This is a genomic window from Stenotrophomonas sp. STEN031, from assembly GCF_056759975.1.
In genome coordinates, this window is sequence record NZ_JBRREA010000074.1 from 1 (window position 1) to 18,271 (window position 18,271).

At 58.3% G+C, this 18,271-nt stretch carries 25 protein-coding genes; 24 read left to right on the forward strand and 1 reads right to left on the reverse strand.

The features are described 5' to 3' along the window. The first annotated feature begins 1,289 nt into the window (after window positions 1-1,289). The 6 genes from ACVOLQ_RS20305 (at window position 1,290) to ACVOLQ_RS20330 (ending at window position 5,932) form a co-directional block, all read left to right on the forward strand. On the forward strand, window positions 1,290-1,580 hold the full coding sequence (locus tag ACVOLQ_RS20305; protein ID WP_481529110.1) for a hypothetical protein: 291 nt from the start codon (window positions 1,290-1,292) through the stop codon (window positions 1,578-1,580). Window positions 1,581-2,647: 1,067 nt separating this feature from the next. After that, window positions 2,648-2,932: a DUF6881 domain-containing protein gene (locus ACVOLQ_RS20310; RefSeq protein WP_313494675.1), complete on the forward strand. Its 285-nt coding sequence runs from the start codon at window positions 2,648-2,650 to the stop codon at window positions 2,930-2,932. A gap of 584 nt (window positions 2,933-3,516) precedes the next feature. Then, window positions 3,517-3,852, forward strand: a complete 336-nt coding sequence (locus tag ACVOLQ_RS20315; protein WP_313174246.1) for a hypothetical protein — start codon at window positions 3,517-3,519, stop codon at window positions 3,850-3,852. An 80-nt stretch (window positions 3,853-3,932) separates the two neighbouring features. After that, a complete protein-coding gene (locus tag ACVOLQ_RS20320; protein WP_313174248.1) occupies window positions 3,933-4,163 on the forward strand; it encodes a hypothetical protein in 231 nt (76 codons plus the stop codon). Between the two features lie 488 nt (window positions 4,164-4,651). After that, window positions 4,652-5,107, forward strand: a complete 456-nt coding sequence (locus ACVOLQ_RS20325; RefSeq protein WP_313174250.1) for a GNAT family N-acetyltransferase — start codon at window positions 4,652-4,654, stop codon at window positions 5,105-5,107. Window positions 5,108-5,368: 261 nt separating this feature from the next. Further along, window positions 5,369-5,932, forward strand: coding sequence for a hypothetical protein (locus ACVOLQ_RS20330; protein WP_481529111.1), 564 nt, complete (start codon window positions 5,369-5,371; stop codon window positions 5,930-5,932). A 515-nt stretch (window positions 5,933-6,447) separates the two neighbouring features. Here ACVOLQ_RS20330 and ACVOLQ_RS20335 read toward each other — a convergent pair. Then, window positions 6,448-6,639 (reverse strand): hypothetical protein, encoded by a 192-nt coding sequence (locus ACVOLQ_RS20335; protein WP_313174256.1) that lies wholly within the window; start codon window positions 6,637-6,639, stop codon window positions 6,448-6,450. Between the two features lie 317 nt (window positions 6,640-6,956). Between ACVOLQ_RS20335 and ACVOLQ_RS20340 the strand changes: the two genes are divergently transcribed. From ACVOLQ_RS20340 to ACVOLQ_RS20425, 18 genes are all read left to right on the forward strand, one after another. Continuing rightward, entirely contained in the window at window positions 6,957-7,322 is a 366-nt protein-coding gene (locus ACVOLQ_RS20340) for a hypothetical protein (protein ID WP_481529112.1), read from the forward strand. Between the two features lie 104 nt (window positions 7,323-7,426). Further along, window positions 7,427-7,747 carry a hypothetical protein gene (locus ACVOLQ_RS20345; RefSeq protein ID WP_481529113.1) on the forward strand — a complete coding sequence of 107 codons (321 nt, stop codon included), beginning with the start codon at window positions 7,427-7,429 and terminating at the stop codon, window positions 7,745-7,747. A 107-nt stretch (window positions 7,748-7,854) separates the two neighbouring features. Next, window positions 7,855-8,289 carry a hypothetical protein gene (locus tag ACVOLQ_RS20350; RefSeq protein ID WP_481529114.1) on the forward strand — a complete coding sequence of 145 codons (435 nt, stop codon included), beginning with the start codon at window positions 7,855-7,857 and terminating at the stop codon, window positions 8,287-8,289. Window positions 8,290-8,668: 379 nt separating this feature from the next. Continuing rightward, complete coding sequence (locus tag ACVOLQ_RS20355) at window positions 8,669-9,292, forward strand: SMI1/KNR4 family protein (RefSeq protein ID WP_481529115.1); 624 nt, start codon at window positions 8,669-8,671, stop codon at window positions 9,290-9,292. Between the two features lie 92 nt (window positions 9,293-9,384). Next, window positions 9,385-9,870, forward strand: a complete 486-nt coding sequence (locus ACVOLQ_RS20360; protein ID WP_481529116.1) for a hypothetical protein — start codon at window positions 9,385-9,387, stop codon at window positions 9,868-9,870. 72 nt (window positions 9,871-9,942) lie between these two features. After that, complete coding sequence (locus ACVOLQ_RS20365; protein ID WP_481529117.1) at window positions 9,943-10,317, forward strand: nucleotidyltransferase domain-containing protein; 375 nt, start codon at window positions 9,943-9,945, stop codon at window positions 10,315-10,317. A 45-nt stretch (window positions 10,318-10,362) separates the two neighbouring features. Then, a complete protein-coding gene (locus tag ACVOLQ_RS20370) occupies window positions 10,363-11,145 on the forward strand; it encodes a hypothetical protein (protein WP_481529118.1) in 783 nt (260 codons plus the stop codon). A gap of 94 nt (window positions 11,146-11,239) precedes the next feature. Further along, the gene (locus ACVOLQ_RS20375) at window positions 11,240-11,620 is read left to right on the forward strand and encodes a hypothetical protein (protein WP_481529119.1); all 381 of its coding nucleotides are present in this window, start codon (window positions 11,240-11,242) and stop codon (window positions 11,618-11,620) included. 200 nt (window positions 11,621-11,820) lie between these two features. Beyond that, on the forward strand, window positions 11,821-12,288 hold the full coding sequence (locus ACVOLQ_RS20380) for a hypothetical protein (protein WP_481529120.1): 468 nt from the start codon (window positions 11,821-11,823) through the stop codon (window positions 12,286-12,288). Window positions 12,289-12,572: 284 nt separating this feature from the next. Further along, a complete protein-coding gene (locus ACVOLQ_RS20385) occupies window positions 12,573-12,986 on the forward strand; it encodes a hypothetical protein (protein WP_481529121.1) in 414 nt (137 codons plus the stop codon). A gap of 106 nt (window positions 12,987-13,092) precedes the next feature. Then, window positions 13,093-13,446 carry a hypothetical protein gene (locus ACVOLQ_RS20390; RefSeq protein WP_313494694.1) on the forward strand — a complete coding sequence of 118 codons (354 nt, stop codon included), beginning with the start codon at window positions 13,093-13,095 and terminating at the stop codon, window positions 13,444-13,446. A 351-nt stretch (window positions 13,447-13,797) separates the two neighbouring features. After that, entirely contained in the window at window positions 13,798-14,625 is an 828-nt protein-coding gene (locus ACVOLQ_RS20395) for a S1 family peptidase (RefSeq protein ID WP_481529122.1), read from the forward strand. Between the two features lie 152 nt (window positions 14,626-14,777). Next, a complete protein-coding gene (locus ACVOLQ_RS20400; RefSeq protein ID WP_313174276.1) occupies window positions 14,778-15,155 on the forward strand; it encodes a DUF4124 domain-containing protein in 378 nt (125 codons plus the stop codon). Between the two features lie 223 nt (window positions 15,156-15,378). Continuing rightward, window positions 15,379-15,882, forward strand: a complete 504-nt coding sequence (locus tag ACVOLQ_RS20405; protein ID WP_481529123.1) for a hypothetical protein — start codon at window positions 15,379-15,381, stop codon at window positions 15,880-15,882. A 208-nt stretch (window positions 15,883-16,090) separates the two neighbouring features. Beyond that, a complete protein-coding gene (locus ACVOLQ_RS20410; RefSeq protein WP_313174281.1) occupies window positions 16,091-16,597 on the forward strand; it encodes a GNAT family N-acetyltransferase in 507 nt (168 codons plus the stop codon). A 216-nt stretch (window positions 16,598-16,813) separates the two neighbouring features. Further along, entirely contained in the window at window positions 16,814-17,206 is a 393-nt protein-coding gene (locus ACVOLQ_RS20415; protein WP_481529124.1) for a hypothetical protein, read from the forward strand. Window positions 17,207-17,280: 74 nt separating this feature from the next. After that, on the forward strand, window positions 17,281-17,670 hold the full coding sequence (locus ACVOLQ_RS20420) for a lysozyme inhibitor LprI family protein (protein WP_481529125.1): 390 nt from the start codon (window positions 17,281-17,283) through the stop codon (window positions 17,668-17,670). A gap of 202 nt (window positions 17,671-17,872) precedes the next feature. Beyond that, window positions 17,873-18,142 carry a DUF2798 domain-containing protein gene (locus ACVOLQ_RS20425; protein WP_481529126.1) on the forward strand — a complete coding sequence of 90 codons (270 nt, stop codon included), beginning with the start codon at window positions 17,873-17,875 and terminating at the stop codon, window positions 18,140-18,142. Window positions 18,143-18,271: the final 129 nt, after the last annotated feature.

Below are 18,271 nucleotides of genomic sequence, written 5' to 3' on the forward strand. Positions count from 1 at the left end.
GTTATTGCACTGTACCTGAGGGCTGTTCGGCATAAGCAGCCAGGGTACGAGGCCTAACAATTCATTCAAGCCGAACCCGCTGCGCGGGTCGGCTTAATTCCGGAGTTAGGCGGCGGTGTGTTGGGTTGGCTGGCCCTTCTCGTTTCGGCAGCAACATCGGCAAGTCACCGGTCGGCTTCGGGGAGCAGCACCAACTGTTCTCGGCATCGGCAAGCTCATCATTTCGCCTTACGCTTCACTGCCCCACCGCAATTATTTCATCGCACTTCGGCGGCTACGCGCGGCAGGGTTTCCCAGGCAGGCTCCGCCCCGCAAGCTGTGGCATGATCGGCTCACGTTGGGTTGCACAAGCAAGGCAGCATTGGCCCGGGGAGCGGCAAGTGGCCACAGCCGCCTAACAATTCATTCAAGCCGAACCCGCTTCGCGGGTCGGCTTAACTCAGGCGTTAGGTGGCAATGGAAAGTTCTACGCGACTACGGATCTACGCGGACTTCAACGGCCTGGTTGCCGGTGTTGTTGACCCCATGCGTGCTGCTGTCGTCTTGGACACTTTCGGTAGCATCCAAGACCTGTCAAACGCAGGGACTGTCCTTTCGGTTGGCTTGCCACTCGTGGCCTACGATGAGTCCGATGATACTGAGGACCTGGAGGGACACGGCACTGCGCAGTACGACCACAAGCGCCAGTGGTGGGTCGTTGAGTTTGACGGGCAAGGAGTTAGATATGTTCCCGGAGCAGGCCAAAAGTCTGGCGGGGCGTTTCATTGCGTCCTCTGTCGTCTGGTCATAGACGGGGTCGCTTACGACAACATTGGCAAACCCGGGTTCCGTTGCACAAGTTGTGGCACGAGTGTTCTGGCGGCAATTGCACCACCAAATGTTGCCACCTAACAATTCATTCAAGCCGACGCCGCTTCGCGGCGCGGCTTAATTCCAGAGTTAGGCGGCAGTGGGTTGGGTTGGCTGGCCCCTCTTCTTTCGCCCGCAACATCGGCAAGTCACCGGTCGGCTCCGGGTAGCAGCACCAACTGTTCTTGGCATCGGCAAGCTCGTCATTTCGCCATACGCTTCACTGCCCCACCGCGATCATTTCATCGCACTTCGGCGGCTACACGCGGCAGGGTTTCCTAGGCACGCTCCACCCCGCGAGCTGTGGCATGATCGGCTCACGTTGGGTTGCACAAGCAAGGCAGCATTGGCCCGGGGAGCGGCAAGTGGCCACCGCCGCCTAACAGTTCATTCAAGCCGACGCCGCTTCGCGGCGCGGCTTAATTCCGGAGTTAGGGCGCATGAGCATGCAATTGCGGCTCCCAAAGTTTTGGATACTCGCACTGGTACAGTTTGCGCTTTCGGTCGCCATTGCAGGTACTTTGTTCTACTTCCGGACAGAAGCTTTTCTGTCGGGCCCACCAAGCGGCGACCTCTACGCCAACAACTGGGGCTTTCAGCTCATCGCCTTTCTCATGGTCTGGCTTCCCGCCACACTCCTGATAACTGGCATTCTGCTCGCCATTGAGCATCGAGCGCTAAAGCGACATCACTTGGCTCAACGGTCGGAGGCTACTCGACATGCGCCCTAACAATTCATTCAAGCCGACGCCACTTCGCGGCGCGGCTTAATTCAGGCGTTAGGCCTTGGGAAAAGCATGCGACGTTTAGGCGCCATCTGGCTGACATGTAGCGCTCTTCTTAGCGCTTTCGCTTGCATTTACGTAACTTATCGCGTTTTCAGCATCGACGGCACAGCTCTCCCTTGGCTGTTACCGTTCGCATACGGCGCGATCTTGGTTATCGGCTCTTTGCTGTCTATCCCTGGCCTCATATTTTTACTAATCGCAACGACCAAGGCCGCAAGACCCTTAAATGTGGCGACTGACGAACCAACACTCAATGAAGTCATCCGCGGACAGAAAAAGCAGACCTAACAATTCATTCAAGCCGACGCCGCTCTGCGGCGCGGCTTAATTCCGGAGTTAGGCAGCAGTGGGTTGGGTTGACTGGCCCCTCTTCTTTCGGCCGCAACATCGGCAAGTCACCGGTCGGCTCCGGGTAGCAGCACCAACTGTCCCTGGCATCGGCAAGCTCGTCATTTCGCCTTACGCTTCACTGCCCCACCGCAATCATTTCATCGCACTTCGGCGGCTACGCGCGGCAAAGTTCCCCAGGCAAGCTCCACCCCGCGAGCTGTGGCATCATCGGTTCGCATTGGGTTGCACAAGCAAGGCAGCATTGGCCCGGGGAGCGGCAAGGGCCACAGCCGCCTAACAGTTCATTCAAGCCGACGCCGCTATGCGGCGCGGCTTAATTCCGGAGTTAGGCTGCATGATGAAAAGTTGGTGGGTGTAAGATGGGAAAAATTTCGATTCTCGCAGGGATACTTTCAGTCCTTGGGGTTGTTGCATTCTTCTTATTTGGCTGGGGTTCTTCTGCAATCTACTGGCTCAGCCTCGCTCTCGGACTATGTGCGTTAGGCTTCGGATTTATGACTAGGAATAGCATGCCGGGAAAAACAGGAATAGCACTTGGGCTCCTTGGAGTTATTCCTACCTTGCTGCTCATTGGTTGGCTGCACTTCATGGTTGGAGCCTAACAATTCATTCAAGCCGACGCCGCTTCGCGGCGCGGCTTAATTCAGGCGCTGGGCCCTATGGAATACATCGACGTCGAGTGGAAACACCAGAACACTACTGATCCAGTGCGCCTAGTCTCCGAACTCAACGCAGACCGATACGAAACGCGCAAGCTGGAATTTTTCCCTATGGGTAAGGTTGGCTATGCATCCCAGCAAAGCGGTTCGCCCGGCACCGAGCTTGGCATTGTCCCGGTTCCACCGCTGGCGGAGATCAATCAATCACATGAGTTCAATGGCGTTACTATCAGCGCTCAAAGCTTCGAGAGCTTATGGGCTGCCAATGTGCCAGCTAGGGGCTAACAATTCATTCAAGCCGAATCCGCTGGGCGGGTCGGTTTAATTCCGGAGTTAGGCCGCTATGAGAAATCCGGTTCTCACTTACTTCGTATACGACGGTGAAATGGAGCTGCCAGAAGAGGGCGTGGCAATCCATAGCGGCAGGCCTCACTACTTCTGGCTCCGCGATCCTCTCCCTGTGCTGGGAACTGCAGTCTTTGACATTGTTCCAATTGACCAACCCTTCCTAGAGGCGGTGTCTGAGTTCGAGACAATATGGCGCGAGTGGGACCTCGCCTACCACGCAGGGGAAGTGGAGCTAAGTACTCATCCCGGCATCCAAGGCAATAACCTTCGATTTCTAGAGCTCCAAGAGCAGATCGCGACTCAGGCCGAAGATCTGCACAGCGCCGCGCATCAACAGCGTGGCCTTGTTAAGTTGTCGGAAAGATATCTAGCGGAAACCCGCCGGCATGGGGGAAAGAAATGGCCTATTCCGGGGATGCGATCCGCCGAGTTGGAGATCGTATGGCAAGTCCCCTAGAGCGGCCTAACAGTTCATTCAAGCCGAACCCGCTTCGCGGCTCGGCTTAATTCAGGTGTTAGGCATGAAAGCAGCATTGCTGACTATCACCACGTCCACCATGCTTATTGCCGTTGGCTGCACGGTCACCCACACTCCTGCAGACAAGCGCGTCGTCTCACTGGATACTCGCCATGACGCCGTACTTATAGCCAACGCCGAAGCAATTAGAGTGGGATATGACTTGAGTGAATTTGGGGAACCAACCAACACTGGCCCATCCGGAATCGCTGACCCAACGAGTTCGGCATGGTCATTCGACTACTCAACTTGCGGAAAAAAGTGGACTTTTGACTGCAAGGGATTCACCGTGACGGTTGACAAGACGACCGGAAAAGCCGAGGCGCTAGCATGGCAGTAGCTCACGCCTAACAGTTCATTCAAGCCGAACCCGATTCTCGGGTCGGCCTTACTCAGTCGTTAAGCGCTTAAAGGAGACACATGGATACGCTTCTGACATCTGGGCTGGTTGGCGGTATCGCCGGTGGATTAGCTGTGCTTCTTCTTGCATTCCTGATTCCTCGAAAAACCTGCCCCAAGTGCAAGACGTTGCTGCCTAGATTCCGCAAACCATCCAACACCCGTGAAGCCATGCTAGGTGGCTGGAAATGCCCCTCCTGTAGCGCAAAGATTGCTCGTGATGGTTCGCTTCTGTCCAATGACACCCTATGACAGACGCGCCTAGCGATTCATTCAAGCCGATGCCGCTACGTGCCGCGGCTTAATTTCAGACGTAGGTTGCAATGACAGAATAGTCGTATCTGCTATTTGCTGCTTCCATCTATGCCTTGGGGTTCGTCGGGCTATTCGGCGTTTCGCTGCTTCCTCTCCGAGCCTTCCTCGCACTGCGGCGCAACGCATTTCTCTGGCACGCGTCCGTCCTCGGCAATATTTCTCTCATTCTTGTGGCTGTTTCGGCCATTGCTGCCGTAGCTATTGGCATACCTCAGATTGCTGGAGTATTCCGTTGCCTCACAGAGATGCATTGCGGCGCTAATCGCGCTCTTCCTTGCCATCTTTGGCGTCTGCTATCTTGCATTTGAGCTGCTCTCCACCGTTGTTCTGACGGTTGCACGCAAGATTGATAGCGTTGCGACCTAACAATTCACTCAAGCCGTCGCCGTTGCGCGGCGCGGCTCAATTCTGGTGTTATGCATTGCATGAAAGTTCGTCGCTATCAGAAGGATGATTGGCACCGCATCTGCGAGATTCATGATCTCGCTCGTATGGATGAGCTACGCGGAGCACGCCTGGAGCATGCTTTCCTGCCTCTGGAAATTGCCGCGGAAAGAGAGAACCTATTTGATTACGATATTCTTGTTGCTGATAAGGACGGCCTAGTCCTCGGCTTCGTGGCCTACAGTAAAGATGAGCTTACTTGGCTATATGTAGATCCGGCGTGCTACCGCACAGGGATCGGAGGTCTCTTGGCAAGGTCAGTCCTTGCGGAGCGCCCTGAAGGCCTCTGCATTGAGGTCCTGCAAGGAAACGAAGCCGCTTTGGACTTCTACAAGTCTATTGGCTTTGTTGAGTCGAAGATCGTCAGTGGCTGGATGCCTGGCAATGAGAAGTTTCCCGTCACCGTTCATTGCTTGGCCTATGCCAGCAATGCCTGACAGTTCATTCTAGCCGCCGTTGCTTCGCAACGCGGCTTGGCTCCAGGGTTTGGACTCACAAGAAATGTCAGAGCGCTATGTACAACAATGGAGCAGTTACCCGACGCCGTCATTGGGCTGCGTGCCTCGGGCTTCTGCTTGGCCTTCCAGCAGCATGCTCCGTGGGCTATCTCATGTTTTCTGTAGTGGATCTGGATCTAGGCATCGCCTTGACCATTGCGGGGGTGGCTTGGGGCTGTACCTGGCTTTGGGTGTGCTTCCGTGTCACTCGATTTCCATGCCCTCGCTGCTCCAAGCCATTCCTTGCTGGTCAAGAACCTGCCTTGGCAGCAACGCGTTATTGTTCCAACTGCGGGCTCCAACTGTATGCGGGTGAGCCCTAACAATTTATTCAAGCCGAAGCCACTGCACGGCGCGGCTTCATTCCAGAGCCAGGGGGCTCGCGTGGCATACGACCTGCACATTGAGAAAAACAACAGCCAACCCATCTCAGAGGCAGAGTGGAATGCAGCAGTGCTATCCACCCCTTACGTCCGCAAAGGCACCGGGACAGTGGCAGCCGTGAACCCAAACACAGGGGAACGAATCGAGATCCAGCTGCCGCACAGCAATGCCGAGGTGTGCATCCAGACTGGCACTGGCCCGGAGTCCGAGTGGCAACCGGTTTTTTCCTATAGCATCGGTCGCGTGACGTTTGCGGCCACCCCTGCACTCCTGCAGGATCCGCTCGACCCTGTAAGGCAGGCAGCCATCGCATTCTGCACAAAAATTGGGGCACGGATAGTCGGGGATGAGGGAGAGGTCTATGTCTGGGATATCTCCTGACAACTCATCCCAGCCCAACTTGCTACCCATGTTGGCGTGGTTCCAGAGTTAGGTTGTTCAATCGAACTTTTACAAAGGACGTAATTCCCATGATTGAAAAACGAATTCACAGGTTTTTGCCACTGGCTTTGCTTCTGCTATGCATGGGCATCTGGTCTGCCAGGGTATCGCTGTTTGAAATATACGATGCTGCAGTGGAAAATAGCGCGCAGCTCGACGCGGCACATCCTGCAAAGAAGTAGGCGGTTGATTCTTTTGCTGAACCCTGACAATTCATTCAAGCCGTAGCCGCTTCGCGGCCCGGCTTTATCCCGTAGCTGGCCTCAGGAGCAAGAAATGCCTCAGCTTCTAAAAAGTCTTCTTGTAGGAACTGGATCCGGAGCGGTCACCTGCCTCGCGTCCGTATATGCAATCGGCCATACCGCAGCAATCGCAATGCCTTCTGGTTTCCCTATCGCGCTCTGGAACGCAGTCGTTGTCTTTGGCCTGGGTGCGGCGCTAGTCGCATTCCTGGTTCATATCGCTGCGTTGCGGATGTTCTCCTCCCTGCTTATCCCCACATTGATCGGGTTCACGGGGATCACCGTTGCTGCCTTGGCGTGGAAGGGCCTGCTGCCCACGAGCTTCAACGCCTTGACTTCATGGCTCATTGGGGCGTTGTTGGCATCAGCAGTTGGTCGCTGGCTGATGCCTGACAAATCGTTCAAGCCAATGCCGCTCCGCGGCCAGACATAACTCCGGCGTTAGATCCCATCGGACGGCGCATCCTGTTCGTAGACGTTGATGACGCACTGATACGCTTTTGTGGCACCAACCGAATCCCATCTGGATGGTCTCGTGCCCGCGAGTTCAATAAACGGTGCGTCGTACTTTGCCTGTGAAGCTCAAGCGGCGCGGGCATTGCCAAACTTCACAAGCGGCAGTACCTCCAGTTCACGGAGGGTACCTGCCAGTTCATTCAAGCCGAACTCGCCTCGCGAGTCGCGCATAATTCCACACTCAGGTCGCAGGAGGCGCATGCAAAATGGACCCAGAAAGAACAAGAAGACCCGAAATCGTTCAGGCGCTGGAAGCGCTCAAGGGACTTCTCGATGCCCTTCCCGACGCGGGCAATCCGAAGGCAGCGATCGAAGGCCTGGCCAATGCGTCCCGTACAGTTAATCCGAAATGGACTGTCCCACCACTTGGTCACCCGGAGGGAATGAACAAAACCTTCCCTGACGGAACCATCAGAGTGATGCTTCTCGCTCATCAGATATTCGTCAATCCAAATGGCGCCTACAGAATTGTGGATCTCCATCCGCCACAAGCCACATTTTATGAACGCGCCTCCAGTTCCGGCACGCCCTTTGTTGCCCCTATGGCTGAGAGCGACGGCATGGCGGTCTGACAACTCATTCAAACCAACGTCGCCGCGCGGGCCAGCTCAGTTCCAGAGCTAGATCAAAAAAAAACAAGTAGTCTCGCAGCTCACTTCAACAACAGGGGAAATTTGTGCAAATCAGCAAGACCGACTCAAAAAAGATGCAGCGCTTGGCTCAAGAGGGAAAGAAGATCGCTGCAATTCGAAAAGAGTACTTCCCTCAGCTTTCCTACTGGGATGTCTATGTTGAGGTCTACGGCGCCGGAAAGCGCTCGGCTCTAGGGGTCAAAAGAATGATCACAAAGCGAATTGACGATGTTGCGGCGAGCAAGTCAAAGAAGGATCGCCTGGAGCTTGCGTCTGAACTCCATGAGCTTGTCTGGCATCTTTACAACGACCACAAGGCCAACCACGCGAAGTTGGACAAAATTCGCAAGGCACTCGCAGAGTGACCTGACAGTTCATCAAGCCGTCTGCCACTTCCTGGCAGCGGCTCAACGCAGAGCGCCGGGTGCCACTGATGGTTCCATATGGTTTGAGCAAAGAGCAATTTGCGTCGATGTATCAGCGCAAGTTGGACGGCCTTTCAGATCGAGCTATCCACGCGTTCCGAGACCTCCTGGTGCAGCCGATTGGCCGCGGAGTTGATGAGGCACACATTGAGATATTCCCAGACGAGTACGGTGGAACACCAAGCATCTGGGCGTACTGGCGGGGCAAGAACAACAAGGTAGATCACGCAGATCCAAGCCTCTTTCCCGGGAGATCACTTAGGCTTGACCTTGGCCTCGAAGGCCTCCCGAATATTGACGAGCAATACTTTGTAGAGCCTGACGAGTTCCCGGGTCTTCAACTAACGACTTCGCTACTGTCGCGTTGGCTCTCGGAGTCATGGTGGAAAGCCGGTGGGTGGGCATATCCCGTGCCGACAACCCTTGCTGTTCATGACGTTGATGCATTGGAGTGGGTGCAACTTTCCAAGGGTGGCGCCTGACAATTCACTCACGCCGTAGCCGCTTCGCGGCTCGGCTCAATTCAGGCGTCCGGGCGCCAGGGAGGGTTTATGGAAGACCAAAGAGGCTGGGTTCTCCCACGAAGAGAGACCGAAGCCGGACTGTCTTTACTCCGTCTAAAGACGATCGAACCCGAGTTCGACTTCGGTGCCTTTCCTGAGAGATTCAACGTGATTTGGGATTTCCAATATCCCACCAACGCCGGTACACCATGAAGTGGACAGCGCGCATGAGTTCTATAACTCATACGCAAAGGGCATCCGGGGTGCGCCCTGACAGTTCATCAAAGCCGAACCCGCTTCGCGGGTCGCCCTGATTCAAGTATTGGCATGCCCTGAACAACATCAACAGGATTCTTCAATGATCGATGGAATTCGCGCTCTTCTCGGTAATCTAGCCCCAAGCGTTGAAGAGGCGTTGCTTCCGGGTGCAAGCGCTGAACAAATAAGAGAGTTGGAGGCCGCAGTCGGCAGGCCACTTCCGAACGACCTTGTCAGGCTCTATCGAGCTACTGCTGGCATCGACCCGAGAAGCACCGCAAACTTCGCTTTCGGATTTGTCTTCACGGATATCGGATCGCTTTTGGAGGGACTTCCCCGCCTGCTCCAAGAGGGTGACGGTGATCCACTGAGCTTTGCCGATCCTGGGATCGCTACCGGGTACAACTTCGGGCGACTACGTCTGGAAATTGGCCACGACAATGGTCGATCCAAGATCCTCGTTGACTTGGCGCCAACGGCTGGAGGTGAAGTCGGTCAGGTGATCTTCGTGGACAGTGAATACGGAGTTGCCCTCAAGCTGGCGGACTCCGTATCGCGCTATCTCAAGAGATTCGAGGACGATCTTTCCATGGGCCGCTACTCGCTCCAGGAGGATGCACTTGAAGACGGAGTCGAATGGCTTGAACCAGTTCGTGATATCGACGTAGGGAACTGGTACAACTCACCCGCATGGCTGCATGTTGCCCAAGCAATGAAGAACTGAAGCCCATCCATCCACAAGCTAGTTGATTCAAGCCGAAGCCACTCCACGGCTTAGCCCGGCTCGGTTAAATTCAAGCGTCATTACCCTTCCCAATGCCCACAGTTCCCCCTGAGTTAGTCGCGCAAGCCGTTGCCGTCCTTGGTACGGATGGCATTACCGATACGGAGATTGAGTCCAACGTCCTGGCGTTGGCTCAGGACTCGATGCTTGCCAGGCGGCTTGTTGATTGGCCACCTGAGGCGTTCGCTCTGGTTCTGCTCCCTCACATCGCCAAGGTCAATCTGCCAACCACGTTCAGTGCAAGGTCCAAAAGTGGCGATTGGATAGAGCTTTCATTTCAACTGGAGCCGATCTTCCAAGCAGCGGTTCGCCTCGGCATGGACATGTACCATTCCGAGCAAAGAAGCACGTTTGGCAACATCGCGCTTCGCAGTTCCACCCTGGCTGCTGTCAACGAGGCCCTTAACCAGGGCAGCTCACTTGAGGGCGCGACACTCTCGGGCCCGGCTCTTGCCGGCATACCTGCAGAGGTGTACATGCCCCCTGCCAAGCCACTATGGCGCCAGCTCTTCCAGTGAGCCCCACGAGGCTGACAATTCATTCAAGCCAACGCCGCTCCACCGTGCGGCCTAGTTCAGGAGTTGGACCTCATGCCTATCCTTCCAGCAGCCGCCGACAAAGCAACTGTTGAGTTCGTTGTCAACTTCTGCGGAGCAAATCTATCGAACTACGGCCTCCGCCGCATCTATCTATTCGGCAGCAGAGCTTCAGGGACCCCCCGACCCACTAGCGATCATGACTTCTATGCAGTTGTGGCGGACTCCGCACCAGATGGCGTCGGTACCGGTGGAACAATCCATGATCGCTTGTATCGGCAACTGCTTTCCAAGTCGAGAAAAGCAGGTTTTGGCAACATAGATCTAATGATCTCAAGGGAATCAGGATTCATTGAGCAATCAGCGATTGCCGACACGCATGCAAACTCGGCGATCAACAACGGAATCCTTGTGTTCAATGAGGCCTAACAGTTCATTCAAACCGAGCGCGCTTGGCAGCTCATCCAGCTCGGCGTGCCTGGTTCGCAGCGCTACATCCTCATCATCCCGAAGTCCGGTGTCAGCATATCCGTCATCACCAACCAAAGCGGTGACCGGACTACGCGCGCGATGGAAACCGCGATCGACACTCTGCTCGAGAGAATCGCCGCACGTGAAGCTGCTGCGGATGACGGGCAACCTCGACAGGACAAGACATCAGCGATCCTCACGCGGGGCGACAGCATCCCGCAGCTCAATCATGTCGAGTTCGACCCACAGCTTGCCTCAGTCTCGGAATCAGGTGCCAGAATGAAATTATTCGCAGGTGCAATCACTGCCTCCCTTGCTGTCGCAGCCGTCGCGGCGACTCCCTATCGCATGCACGGCGTCACCCTGCTTCAACCCGAGTTCGTTCTGAACGAGCGGGTTGCTTCAATCGGTGCGTTGTCAGGCTATATCAAGGCGGTTCAGGTCTCGGCCGAGAAGGCCTTGTCGGGCACCACCGTCACACCGGCCACCGGCTATCTTGTTCTTGCCGTACGACCCGGCGGGCGCTCCATGGTGTGGTTTGACTTCAAACCGGCACTACCCGAGCCGACGGCATCCAGACTTCGCGCAGCCATTCTGGAAGTGCCAGCATTTGAGGCCAAAGAGGGCGCGGTAGTGTTTGCACTGAACTCTTCCCTCTGGGGCGCGCCAGCACCAACGGGGTTTCCCAGCCCGCCGGAATGGAACAGCGCGATGCAAGGGCACGCCGAACCGTTGGAGATTGGTGCACTCGTCGACAAGGTCTGGCCAGACGGGACAAGCAATTGATGGTTTGTCCATGTTGGGGCGCTGTGTCGCTCGATTCAATGCCGTGTATGACCATATGACAGACCCCGCAGTCACCTGCCGCATACGGAACCAGATGATTGGCTACCTTGCACTGGCCAGTTCGTTCGAGGAGCAAGCGCGGTACCAGCGTGCTGCGCCCAGCATCAATGTCGCGAACGAGATCATCAACCAATGGCAGGACCTAGTGCAGGAAGATTGGCGCAGCTATATCACCGAGCCCGTGTTCTGCTCCGAGGAAGTGACCGCTGTCGAAAGGTTCCACGCTATATGGGATGCGGTGGCGGAAGCCACGCCGCAGCAGCTGCCTTCACTGGATACACTGTGGGCCAGCACGCAGTGGCAGCTACTGGCCGCGGCAGCCGACGAGGCGCTGGCAATCTTCCAGGTGCGTGGGTTCTTTCAGGATGCGCCTGATCAGACCCGGTCGTTGCTGCCCAGCAAGTCCTCGCCTTAGCCGGATGAGCCGTACGTTGCGCTGCTGGTTGGCCAGGACCTGCGCATGGGATTCATGCAGTCCGCCGCGTTGGGCACGGGACTCCCACTCCCTGCAGCCCGACACCCGCGCAAGATCCGTGGATTGCCTCCCTACGGATTGACGTACCTGGTTCACCCCAATGCACCAACACCGGCATGTTCTCATTCGATACCTGACCTATGTTCACCCGCACCGATCTCGCCGCAATAGAACACAGCAAGCTGATCCACTGGACGTTTTCAGGGTGTTACCCTAGCCTCCATTTCACCACCTATCCGCAGCATGCGTTCCGTACACCGTGTTCCGAGGAGCTCATTCGTATCACCCGTGCTCCGCGGCTGACTGCAGACAACGGCTTGAGGTTCTGGTGCTCGGCTGAGCGGACGGACGACTGGAGTACCCGGGAGCATTACTTCGCGCCCTACCTGCATGGCGCCGAATTTGAGCCTATCTCCGAAGAAACGTTCAACCGCATGGTCATGGATAGCTCCAGCGAGCTTGTTGCCCCGCTACCGCTCCCACTGCACCCACCGACTGGCTTTGTCGGGGCACTGCTCATGTACTCGATGAGGACCGATTTCACCGTCTCCGTGCTGGCCGAGTACGAAGACGAGTTCATCCACTACTTCTGGACAACGTCCGCATAGAGAAATGCGTTCGATACCCGATAACTGCCACAGGCAAGGTCCCGCTCGAAGGGCCGACCCGCCAAGCATCCATCCGCTGTACGTGCCTTTCAGTGCGCCGTTCCATGTGCTGTACTCCGTTGGTTTGCCACTCATGGCCATTGTTGCCAAGATGGGGACTCGGCTACCGCACAGGTTTGGGCAGCGCCGCAGGCTTCGGGATCAGCAGACTGGCGTATCCACGAAACAGCGGACCACGCATCAAGCGCTGCGCCCGTGCACACAGCACCGCGATAGGATTTCAAATGGGATTTGATATTTCGTTCTATCGCTTCGTTGGCGATTCGCCAAAGTTCGACCAGATGGAACAACTGCAGGACCAGGAAGACATCGCGCTCGATGCAGGGCAACTTCTGGAAGTTCGACGCGTGGCATCCGCCATTCTCGGCACCATCCCAGGTTCCGCGCCCAGCCCGTATCAACAGGCGGAGGAGCAGGGAATCTGTATCGACATCCCCTTGCCCGGCGATCCGGACACGTCCTTTGAAATCCTCATTGGCTTGCAGCAGGCGCACATTGCCGACTGGCACCCTGACACCAGTGATCCGGACACGCTGGGAACGTTGATAACGCTCATGGCAGTCCTCGAATCACTGGGATACGAGGCGTTTGAGCCACAGCGCGGTGCGTTCGTGAACGCTGAAAGCTATCGTTGGTAGCGTGCGGCAGGCATGCCGAGGAATCTGCGCGCACCTGTCCATGCAGGCCGAAGGTCCTCCCTTCGGCCTGGCAAGCCATCCCAATCCCCGTTCGAGAGCGTCATACATGAAAGGAATCACCACGACAGTCATCATCGCAGCCGCCCTTCTCTCAGCGTCCAGCGTTGCCGCCGACAGCGGTCTGGTTGAACGCAACTGGGTGAAGGTGGATGAGAACCACGCCGAAGTTTCCCATGCCGGTCGCGACTATGTGCTGGACACGTATATCGTGATGTTCCAGCAGCCGTACTACATCCACGTGCGCGCGAAGGACACGCAGGCCTGGGAGACCGATGATCTGCTGGACATGGTCAGCGAGTACATCAAGCCACGCGGCTGCACGCAGGCACTTGAGCGTCGCAGCGATCTTGATCGCAGCAATGCCGAGGGCAACGAGCGGATCCTGGGGTTCCAGTGCTGAGCCACGTACCCGCTCGGACCGCCTTCATGCCAGTGTTGCAGACTGGCACTTCGCTCCCGGACGCTTGCCGGGACAGCCATACTTCAATCGGAGGCATAGAATGGAGCACCTGAATCGCCTCACTGCACAACAGTTGGCGATCGCCGCCGCATCGGCGTCACTGGCAGCTGCAGGGCTGCTTGCGCAGGGCGCTCGGATTGGCTATCTACCGCTTGCAGTCGCCGCACTATGCACGGTTGGAGCGCTGGCGAGATACCTTCGTCGTTGAGGAAACACACGGCCGCCGGCCGTGTTGCGCTGTTGCGGTGTCGCTGTCGAACTCCATGTCCATTCCACGACCAGAGCCTGCACATGAAGCGCCTGCTGCTGTCCACACTTCTTCTCGCGATGTCCTCCCCCGTTGCGGCCATCGTCATCCGCCATGATGTGGACGACGCGACGTATCGGATACCAGCCAGCGCCTTTCCCGCCTTGGTCGATATGCCCGGCGAAGGGCACGGCAGCCTGATTGCCCCGCAATGGGCTATCACCGCGGCGCACACCCTTCCGCGACATACGGTGTTGAAGCAGGTCGTCATCAACGGGCAGCCGCGGGACGTGGAGCAGGTGGTGGTCCATCCGGGCTACAAGCCCCTGCCGCAGGCCCTGATCGACCAAGCCATGGCCAGTGGCGAGGCCATGTTGATCGTCGCCTTCCTTGCGGCCTCGGATGACGTGGCATTGATCCGATTGCGCCAGCCGGTCACCGATGTCGTTCCGGTCGCGCGCCATGCTGGCAATGATGAGCTGGGGCAGATCATCCAGCTGATCGGCAAGGGCGCGACCGGTACCGGCGATACCGGGCACGATCCCGGCGGTCCCAACCGCACCGAGCTGCGACGTGCGTTCAACAAGGTCAGCAGCGCATACGACCGTTGGTTCTGCTACGTGTTCGATGCGCCACCTTCAGCCTTGCCACGCGAGGGCGTGCTCGGCAACGGCGATAGTGGTGGCCCCGCCTTGATCGAACGCGACGGGCAATGGCAACTGGCCGGACTCGGCTCCTGGAAGGTCGTACAGGGCAATGTGCTGACGACGCGACCCGGGCGCTATGGCCAGGTCACCTGCAACGTGCGTTTGAGCCATTACGCCGACTGGATCGATGGCGCGATGTCGGCGTCTCCTTCCGCTGCCGACTGATCCTGCGCGCAGCCCTCGCATGCGGGTGACGGCAGCGCAGTGCGTCGGCGCGCCTTTCCTTTCCGGAAAGCGCGGAATGGTTCCGGATTCCTTGCTGCGGAACGGACATAATCTGCGCTCTTTCCCTATTCAGATTTCCGTACGGAGCTTCGATGACAAAGGTCTGCCTCACCCTGCTCGCCTCCGCCGTCCTTTGCTTCGCCAGTCCGGCCGCGCATGCCCAGGCTGTGTACAAGTGCACCGGCCCGAAGGGTGAAACCAGCTACCAGTCGATCCCCTGCAGCGAAGGAGAGACCTCCTCGCGGCGCTATGCAACGCCCTCCACTTCCAACCCGACCCAGGCCCTGTCCGCCGCGCCGGTCGAGGCAGGCCAGCGGCGCGTGCAGGTGCGCTATACCACGACCGCAGGCAACGAGAACTGTGACGGTGCCAAGGCCACGCGCACTGCCGCGCTGGCTGCGGCAGGGTCGCAGGCGAATGCAGGAATGCGTGCCAGCCTGGACCAGCAGGTCAGCGCCGCCTGCAGGTAGGGCTGGGAGCACCCGCCAACAGGCCCTTGGCGCGCCGGCCGTTGCTTCCTGTTCTGCCAGTAGCAGCTACCGGCCAGGCCAAGCGCACCACACCCTCTGGTTTGATCTGTTGCGAAGTGGTTGAACCTCCGCGTCATACGTTCAATGATCGCCGGGCGCGCTGTCGTGCCCGACCGGCATGGTCCTGGGCAGACAGGCCGTCATCGCCCGAGGAGTCCGTGCAATGCGATTTGCCCGCCCGATGCTCGCAATTGCCCTTCTCCTGCCTTTGGGTGTCGGCGCCCAAGACCACGGCACTGCGCTGAAGATCGACAGCAGCCAGATGGTTGGGCTGACCGCGTTGCTGGAAGCACAGCCCCACCACCCCGAGGTGACCAGCATCCGCGCCCTGCTGCTGGAATGGGAAGACGGCACCGAGGACGCGGTGGACTACGTCTGCCCCGACGTGCTGACGCCGGTGCCCGCTGCCGGCATCGCCAACAGCCAGGAACTGTTGGCGCAGTTCATCTTCGGCAGCGCGGCCTTCCAGGTTGCCAACCCATCGCAGAAAGGGGCTTTGCAGCCTTCACAACTGGCCGGCATGCGCAGCATGCTCAAGGCCTACCGGGCGTTGCTTGCCACCGATCCTGCCGCACGCATTCCACGCTTCGACGCACTCGTCGCCATGGATGCCGAAGGCAGCCTCGCCGCTTACCTTGAGCCCATCGTCACCCTTGGCTGCCAGTAGTCGAAGACGGGCTGGCGAAACCCGCTAGCTGCCATTGTTGCCAGCGAACGGCCCCGGGTGCGCTGCGCTTACCCGGGCTACGGTGCTCAGGGTAGGCTTTCGGCTTGGCTTGAGCCTGTCGTCACGCCTGCTTGCATGTGACTGATCTCGCACAGCCCAACCGATATGCTTTCGTACCCAAGCCTCCCCGCAAACGCTCCCTGCTCCCATGAACATCAAGATCCGCCAGGAAACGCCCGCCGACATCGCAGCCATCGAAGCAGTGACAATCGCTGCTTTTCTGCAGGCGCCGCATACCGATCACACCGAGCAGTTCATCGTGGCGGCATTGCGCCGATCAGGGCAGCTGACCGTCTCCCTGGTGGCGGAACAATCGGGCGCCATCGTTGGTCACGTTGCCGCCTCGCCGGTGACCATCGCCGGTGCGGATAGGGGTTGGTACGGGCTTGGGCCGGTATCGGTCCTGCCCCATCTGCAAGGCAAGGGCATTGGCACCCAGCTGATTGAAGCCGCGCTTGATCAGCTGCGTGTGCTTGCTGCAGGAGGCTGCGTGGTGCTTGGCGATCCAGGCTATTACGCGCGTTTCGGATTCAAGGCCACCGATGCGCTTACCTTGCCCGGCGTGCCCGCCGAGTACTTCCAGGCGCTCTCGTTCGATGCGCAGATGCCGCAGGGAACCGTTGCATACCACGCGTCGTTCTCGGCGCAGGAATAGCGCTATTACGCACACCTGCGTGCAGCGTTTGCGGTTGCCGGATTCAAACAGGGCCAACATCACACGCGTTTGCGCTTCGCATGGCTATCAACAGGCAATTCCAGACTCCGCGCGCTTGCTACCCATCACGTTGATAGGCAGAGTTGCGCACGTCGAATACCCCGAGCAGCAATGAACCGGCTGATCTGCCATCCATCCACCAGAAGGAAGCTACGGATGCGATCCATCACAACCCACCGCACTGCCCCCAACATCTTGCTGCCGGAAGTGCGGCGCCGCGGCCGCCTTGCCCTGCTGGCCCTGTTGTTCACCCTTGTGCTTGCTGCCTGTGGCAAGCCCGTACCGGCGGACAAACAGGCCTATGTCGGCACCTGGGAATCGGCCACCACCTCGCTGCTCATCGACGCCAGCGGGCGCGTCATCTACAAGCACCAACCCAGTCCATCGGTGAGCAAATCACTTGACGCACCGATCAAGGCCTATGAAGGCGATGACTTCATCGTTGGAGTTGGCCCGCTGACCACGCGTTTCGTGGTATCCGCGCCGCCACACCAAGTGGATGGCAGCTGGAAGATGACGGTCGATGGACAGGAGCTCACGCGGCGCTGAGCCGATTGCCCCTTGCAGATCCGCGAAGCCGATCACCACGGCAGCCGCCGCTGCCACAGCACAGGCACTACCCGATGCGACCCAATGTAGTTTCCTTGTTGTTGCTTGCAGGCATGGCGTGGCCCGCTGCCGCTACGTCGCTGGACCACCAGCAGGCCTATAACGACTGCCTGGCCAAGGCCGGTGGCATCAACAACGGCACAGTGGAGGCCTGCTCATCAGTGACCTCGGAGCACGCAAAAGCGGAGATGACACGCCTTTACCGTGCCTTCTACCGCAAGTTGCTTGCAGAGAACGCGAACGATGCAGCAAGGCTCGAGCGCGCCCAGAAAGCCTGGCTGGTGTACCGGGACCTGCACTGCGAACTCGCGGGCTCCTACGTTGGCTCGCCGATGTATTCGTTCTGCCCGATGCAGCTCAACATCGACCGGGTCATTGAACTGCGCGAACTGGTCGGGCAATGAGGCACGTTGCCTCATCGACGGCCACGTAGAAGCGCTTGCCAGAAACACAGCCAACTCCTACCATCTGCGCGTCCTCGCTGCCCACGCGGAGACCGTAAGCGTTCACGTCAACCAACGCGCCCATCAACTCCGGCACTGCCGGGGCTGTTCGCCCATCCATGGGCGGAAGGCGCCACTGCTTGACCGGATCCAGGAGATCACCGTGAACGCTACAAACAAAAACACCATTGCATTCGGCATTCCCAAGCTGCCCCTGTGCTACGGCGCCCTGGTCATGCCCTTGCTGCTTTCCGTCCTGATGACCTGCGTCGTCTCCCTGATCAGCACACTGAAGAGCATCGGGATGTCGCCGCTGCTGGGCTCCAAGTGGCTCGCTGCCTGGGGTGTTTCGTGGCTGGTTGCCTTCCCCATCCTGCTGTTGCTGTTGCCCCTGGTACGCAAGGCGACGGCGGCATTGGTCCGGTCGGCCTGACATTCCAGATTGCGCCGGCCCGCCCGCCGGGCCCGCATCGGCCGAGGCTTCGGGGCGGCCATTGGGCCGGGCAGCGGGCAACCCACCTACACGCCGCCACGCTGCGTGCCGCCCGCCCCCGCCCACCAC

Coding starts and splice junctions, on each gene's coding strand:
- ACVOLQ_RS20305 (WP_481529110.1), top strand. CDS start 1,290: ATGAGCATGCAATTGCGGCTCCCAAAGTTTTGGATACTCGCACTGGTA.
- ACVOLQ_RS20310 (WP_313494675.1), top strand. CDS start 2,648: ATGGAATACATCGACGTCGAGTGGAAACACCAGAACACTACTGATCCA.
- ACVOLQ_RS20315 (WP_313174246.1), top strand. CDS start 3,517: ATGAAAGCAGCATTGCTGACTATCACCACGTCCACCATGCTTATTGCC.
- ACVOLQ_RS20320 (WP_313174248.1), top strand. CDS start 3,933: ATGGATACGCTTCTGACATCTGGGCTGGTTGGCGGTATCGCCGGTGGA.
- ACVOLQ_RS20325 (WP_313174250.1), top strand. CDS start 4,652: ATGAAAGTTCGTCGCTATCAGAAGGATGATTGGCACCGCATCTGCGAG.
- ACVOLQ_RS20340 (WP_481529112.1), top strand. CDS start 6,957: ATGGACCCAGAAAGAACAAGAAGACCCGAAATCGTTCAGGCGCTGGAA.
- ACVOLQ_RS20350 (WP_481529114.1), top strand. CDS start 7,855: ATGTATCAGCGCAAGTTGGACGGCCTTTCAGATCGAGCTATCCACGCG.
- ACVOLQ_RS20355 (WP_481529115.1), top strand. CDS start 8,669: ATGATCGATGGAATTCGCGCTCTTCTCGGTAATCTAGCCCCAAGCGTT.
- ACVOLQ_RS20360 (WP_481529116.1), top strand. CDS start 9,385: ATGCCCACAGTTCCCCCTGAGTTAGTCGCGCAAGCCGTTGCCGTCCTT.
- ACVOLQ_RS20365 (WP_481529117.1), top strand. CDS start 9,943: ATGCCTATCCTTCCAGCAGCCGCCGACAAAGCAACTGTTGAGTTCGTT.
- ACVOLQ_RS20375 (WP_481529119.1), top strand. CDS start 11,240: ATGATTGGCTACCTTGCACTGGCCAGTTCGTTCGAGGAGCAAGCGCGG.
- ACVOLQ_RS20380 (WP_481529120.1), top strand. CDS start 11,821: ATGTTCACCCGCACCGATCTCGCCGCAATAGAACACAGCAAGCTGATC.
- ACVOLQ_RS20385 (WP_481529121.1), top strand. CDS start 12,573: ATGGGATTTGATATTTCGTTCTATCGCTTCGTTGGCGATTCGCCAAAG.
- ACVOLQ_RS20390 (WP_313494694.1), top strand. CDS start 13,093: ATGAAAGGAATCACCACGACAGTCATCATCGCAGCCGCCCTTCTCTCA.
- ACVOLQ_RS20395 (WP_481529122.1), top strand. CDS start 13,798: ATGAAGCGCCTGCTGCTGTCCACACTTCTTCTCGCGATGTCCTCCCCC.
- ACVOLQ_RS20400 (WP_313174276.1), top strand. CDS start 14,778: ATGACAAAGGTCTGCCTCACCCTGCTCGCCTCCGCCGTCCTTTGCTTC.
- ACVOLQ_RS20405 (WP_481529123.1), top strand. CDS start 15,379: ATGCGATTTGCCCGCCCGATGCTCGCAATTGCCCTTCTCCTGCCTTTG.
- ACVOLQ_RS20410 (WP_313174281.1), top strand. CDS start 16,091: ATGAACATCAAGATCCGCCAGGAAACGCCCGCCGACATCGCAGCCATC.
- ACVOLQ_RS20415 (WP_481529124.1), top strand. CDS start 16,814: ATGCGATCCATCACAACCCACCGCACTGCCCCCAACATCTTGCTGCCG.
- ACVOLQ_RS20420 (WP_481529125.1), top strand. CDS start 17,281: ATGCGACCCAATGTAGTTTCCTTGTTGTTGCTTGCAGGCATGGCGTGG.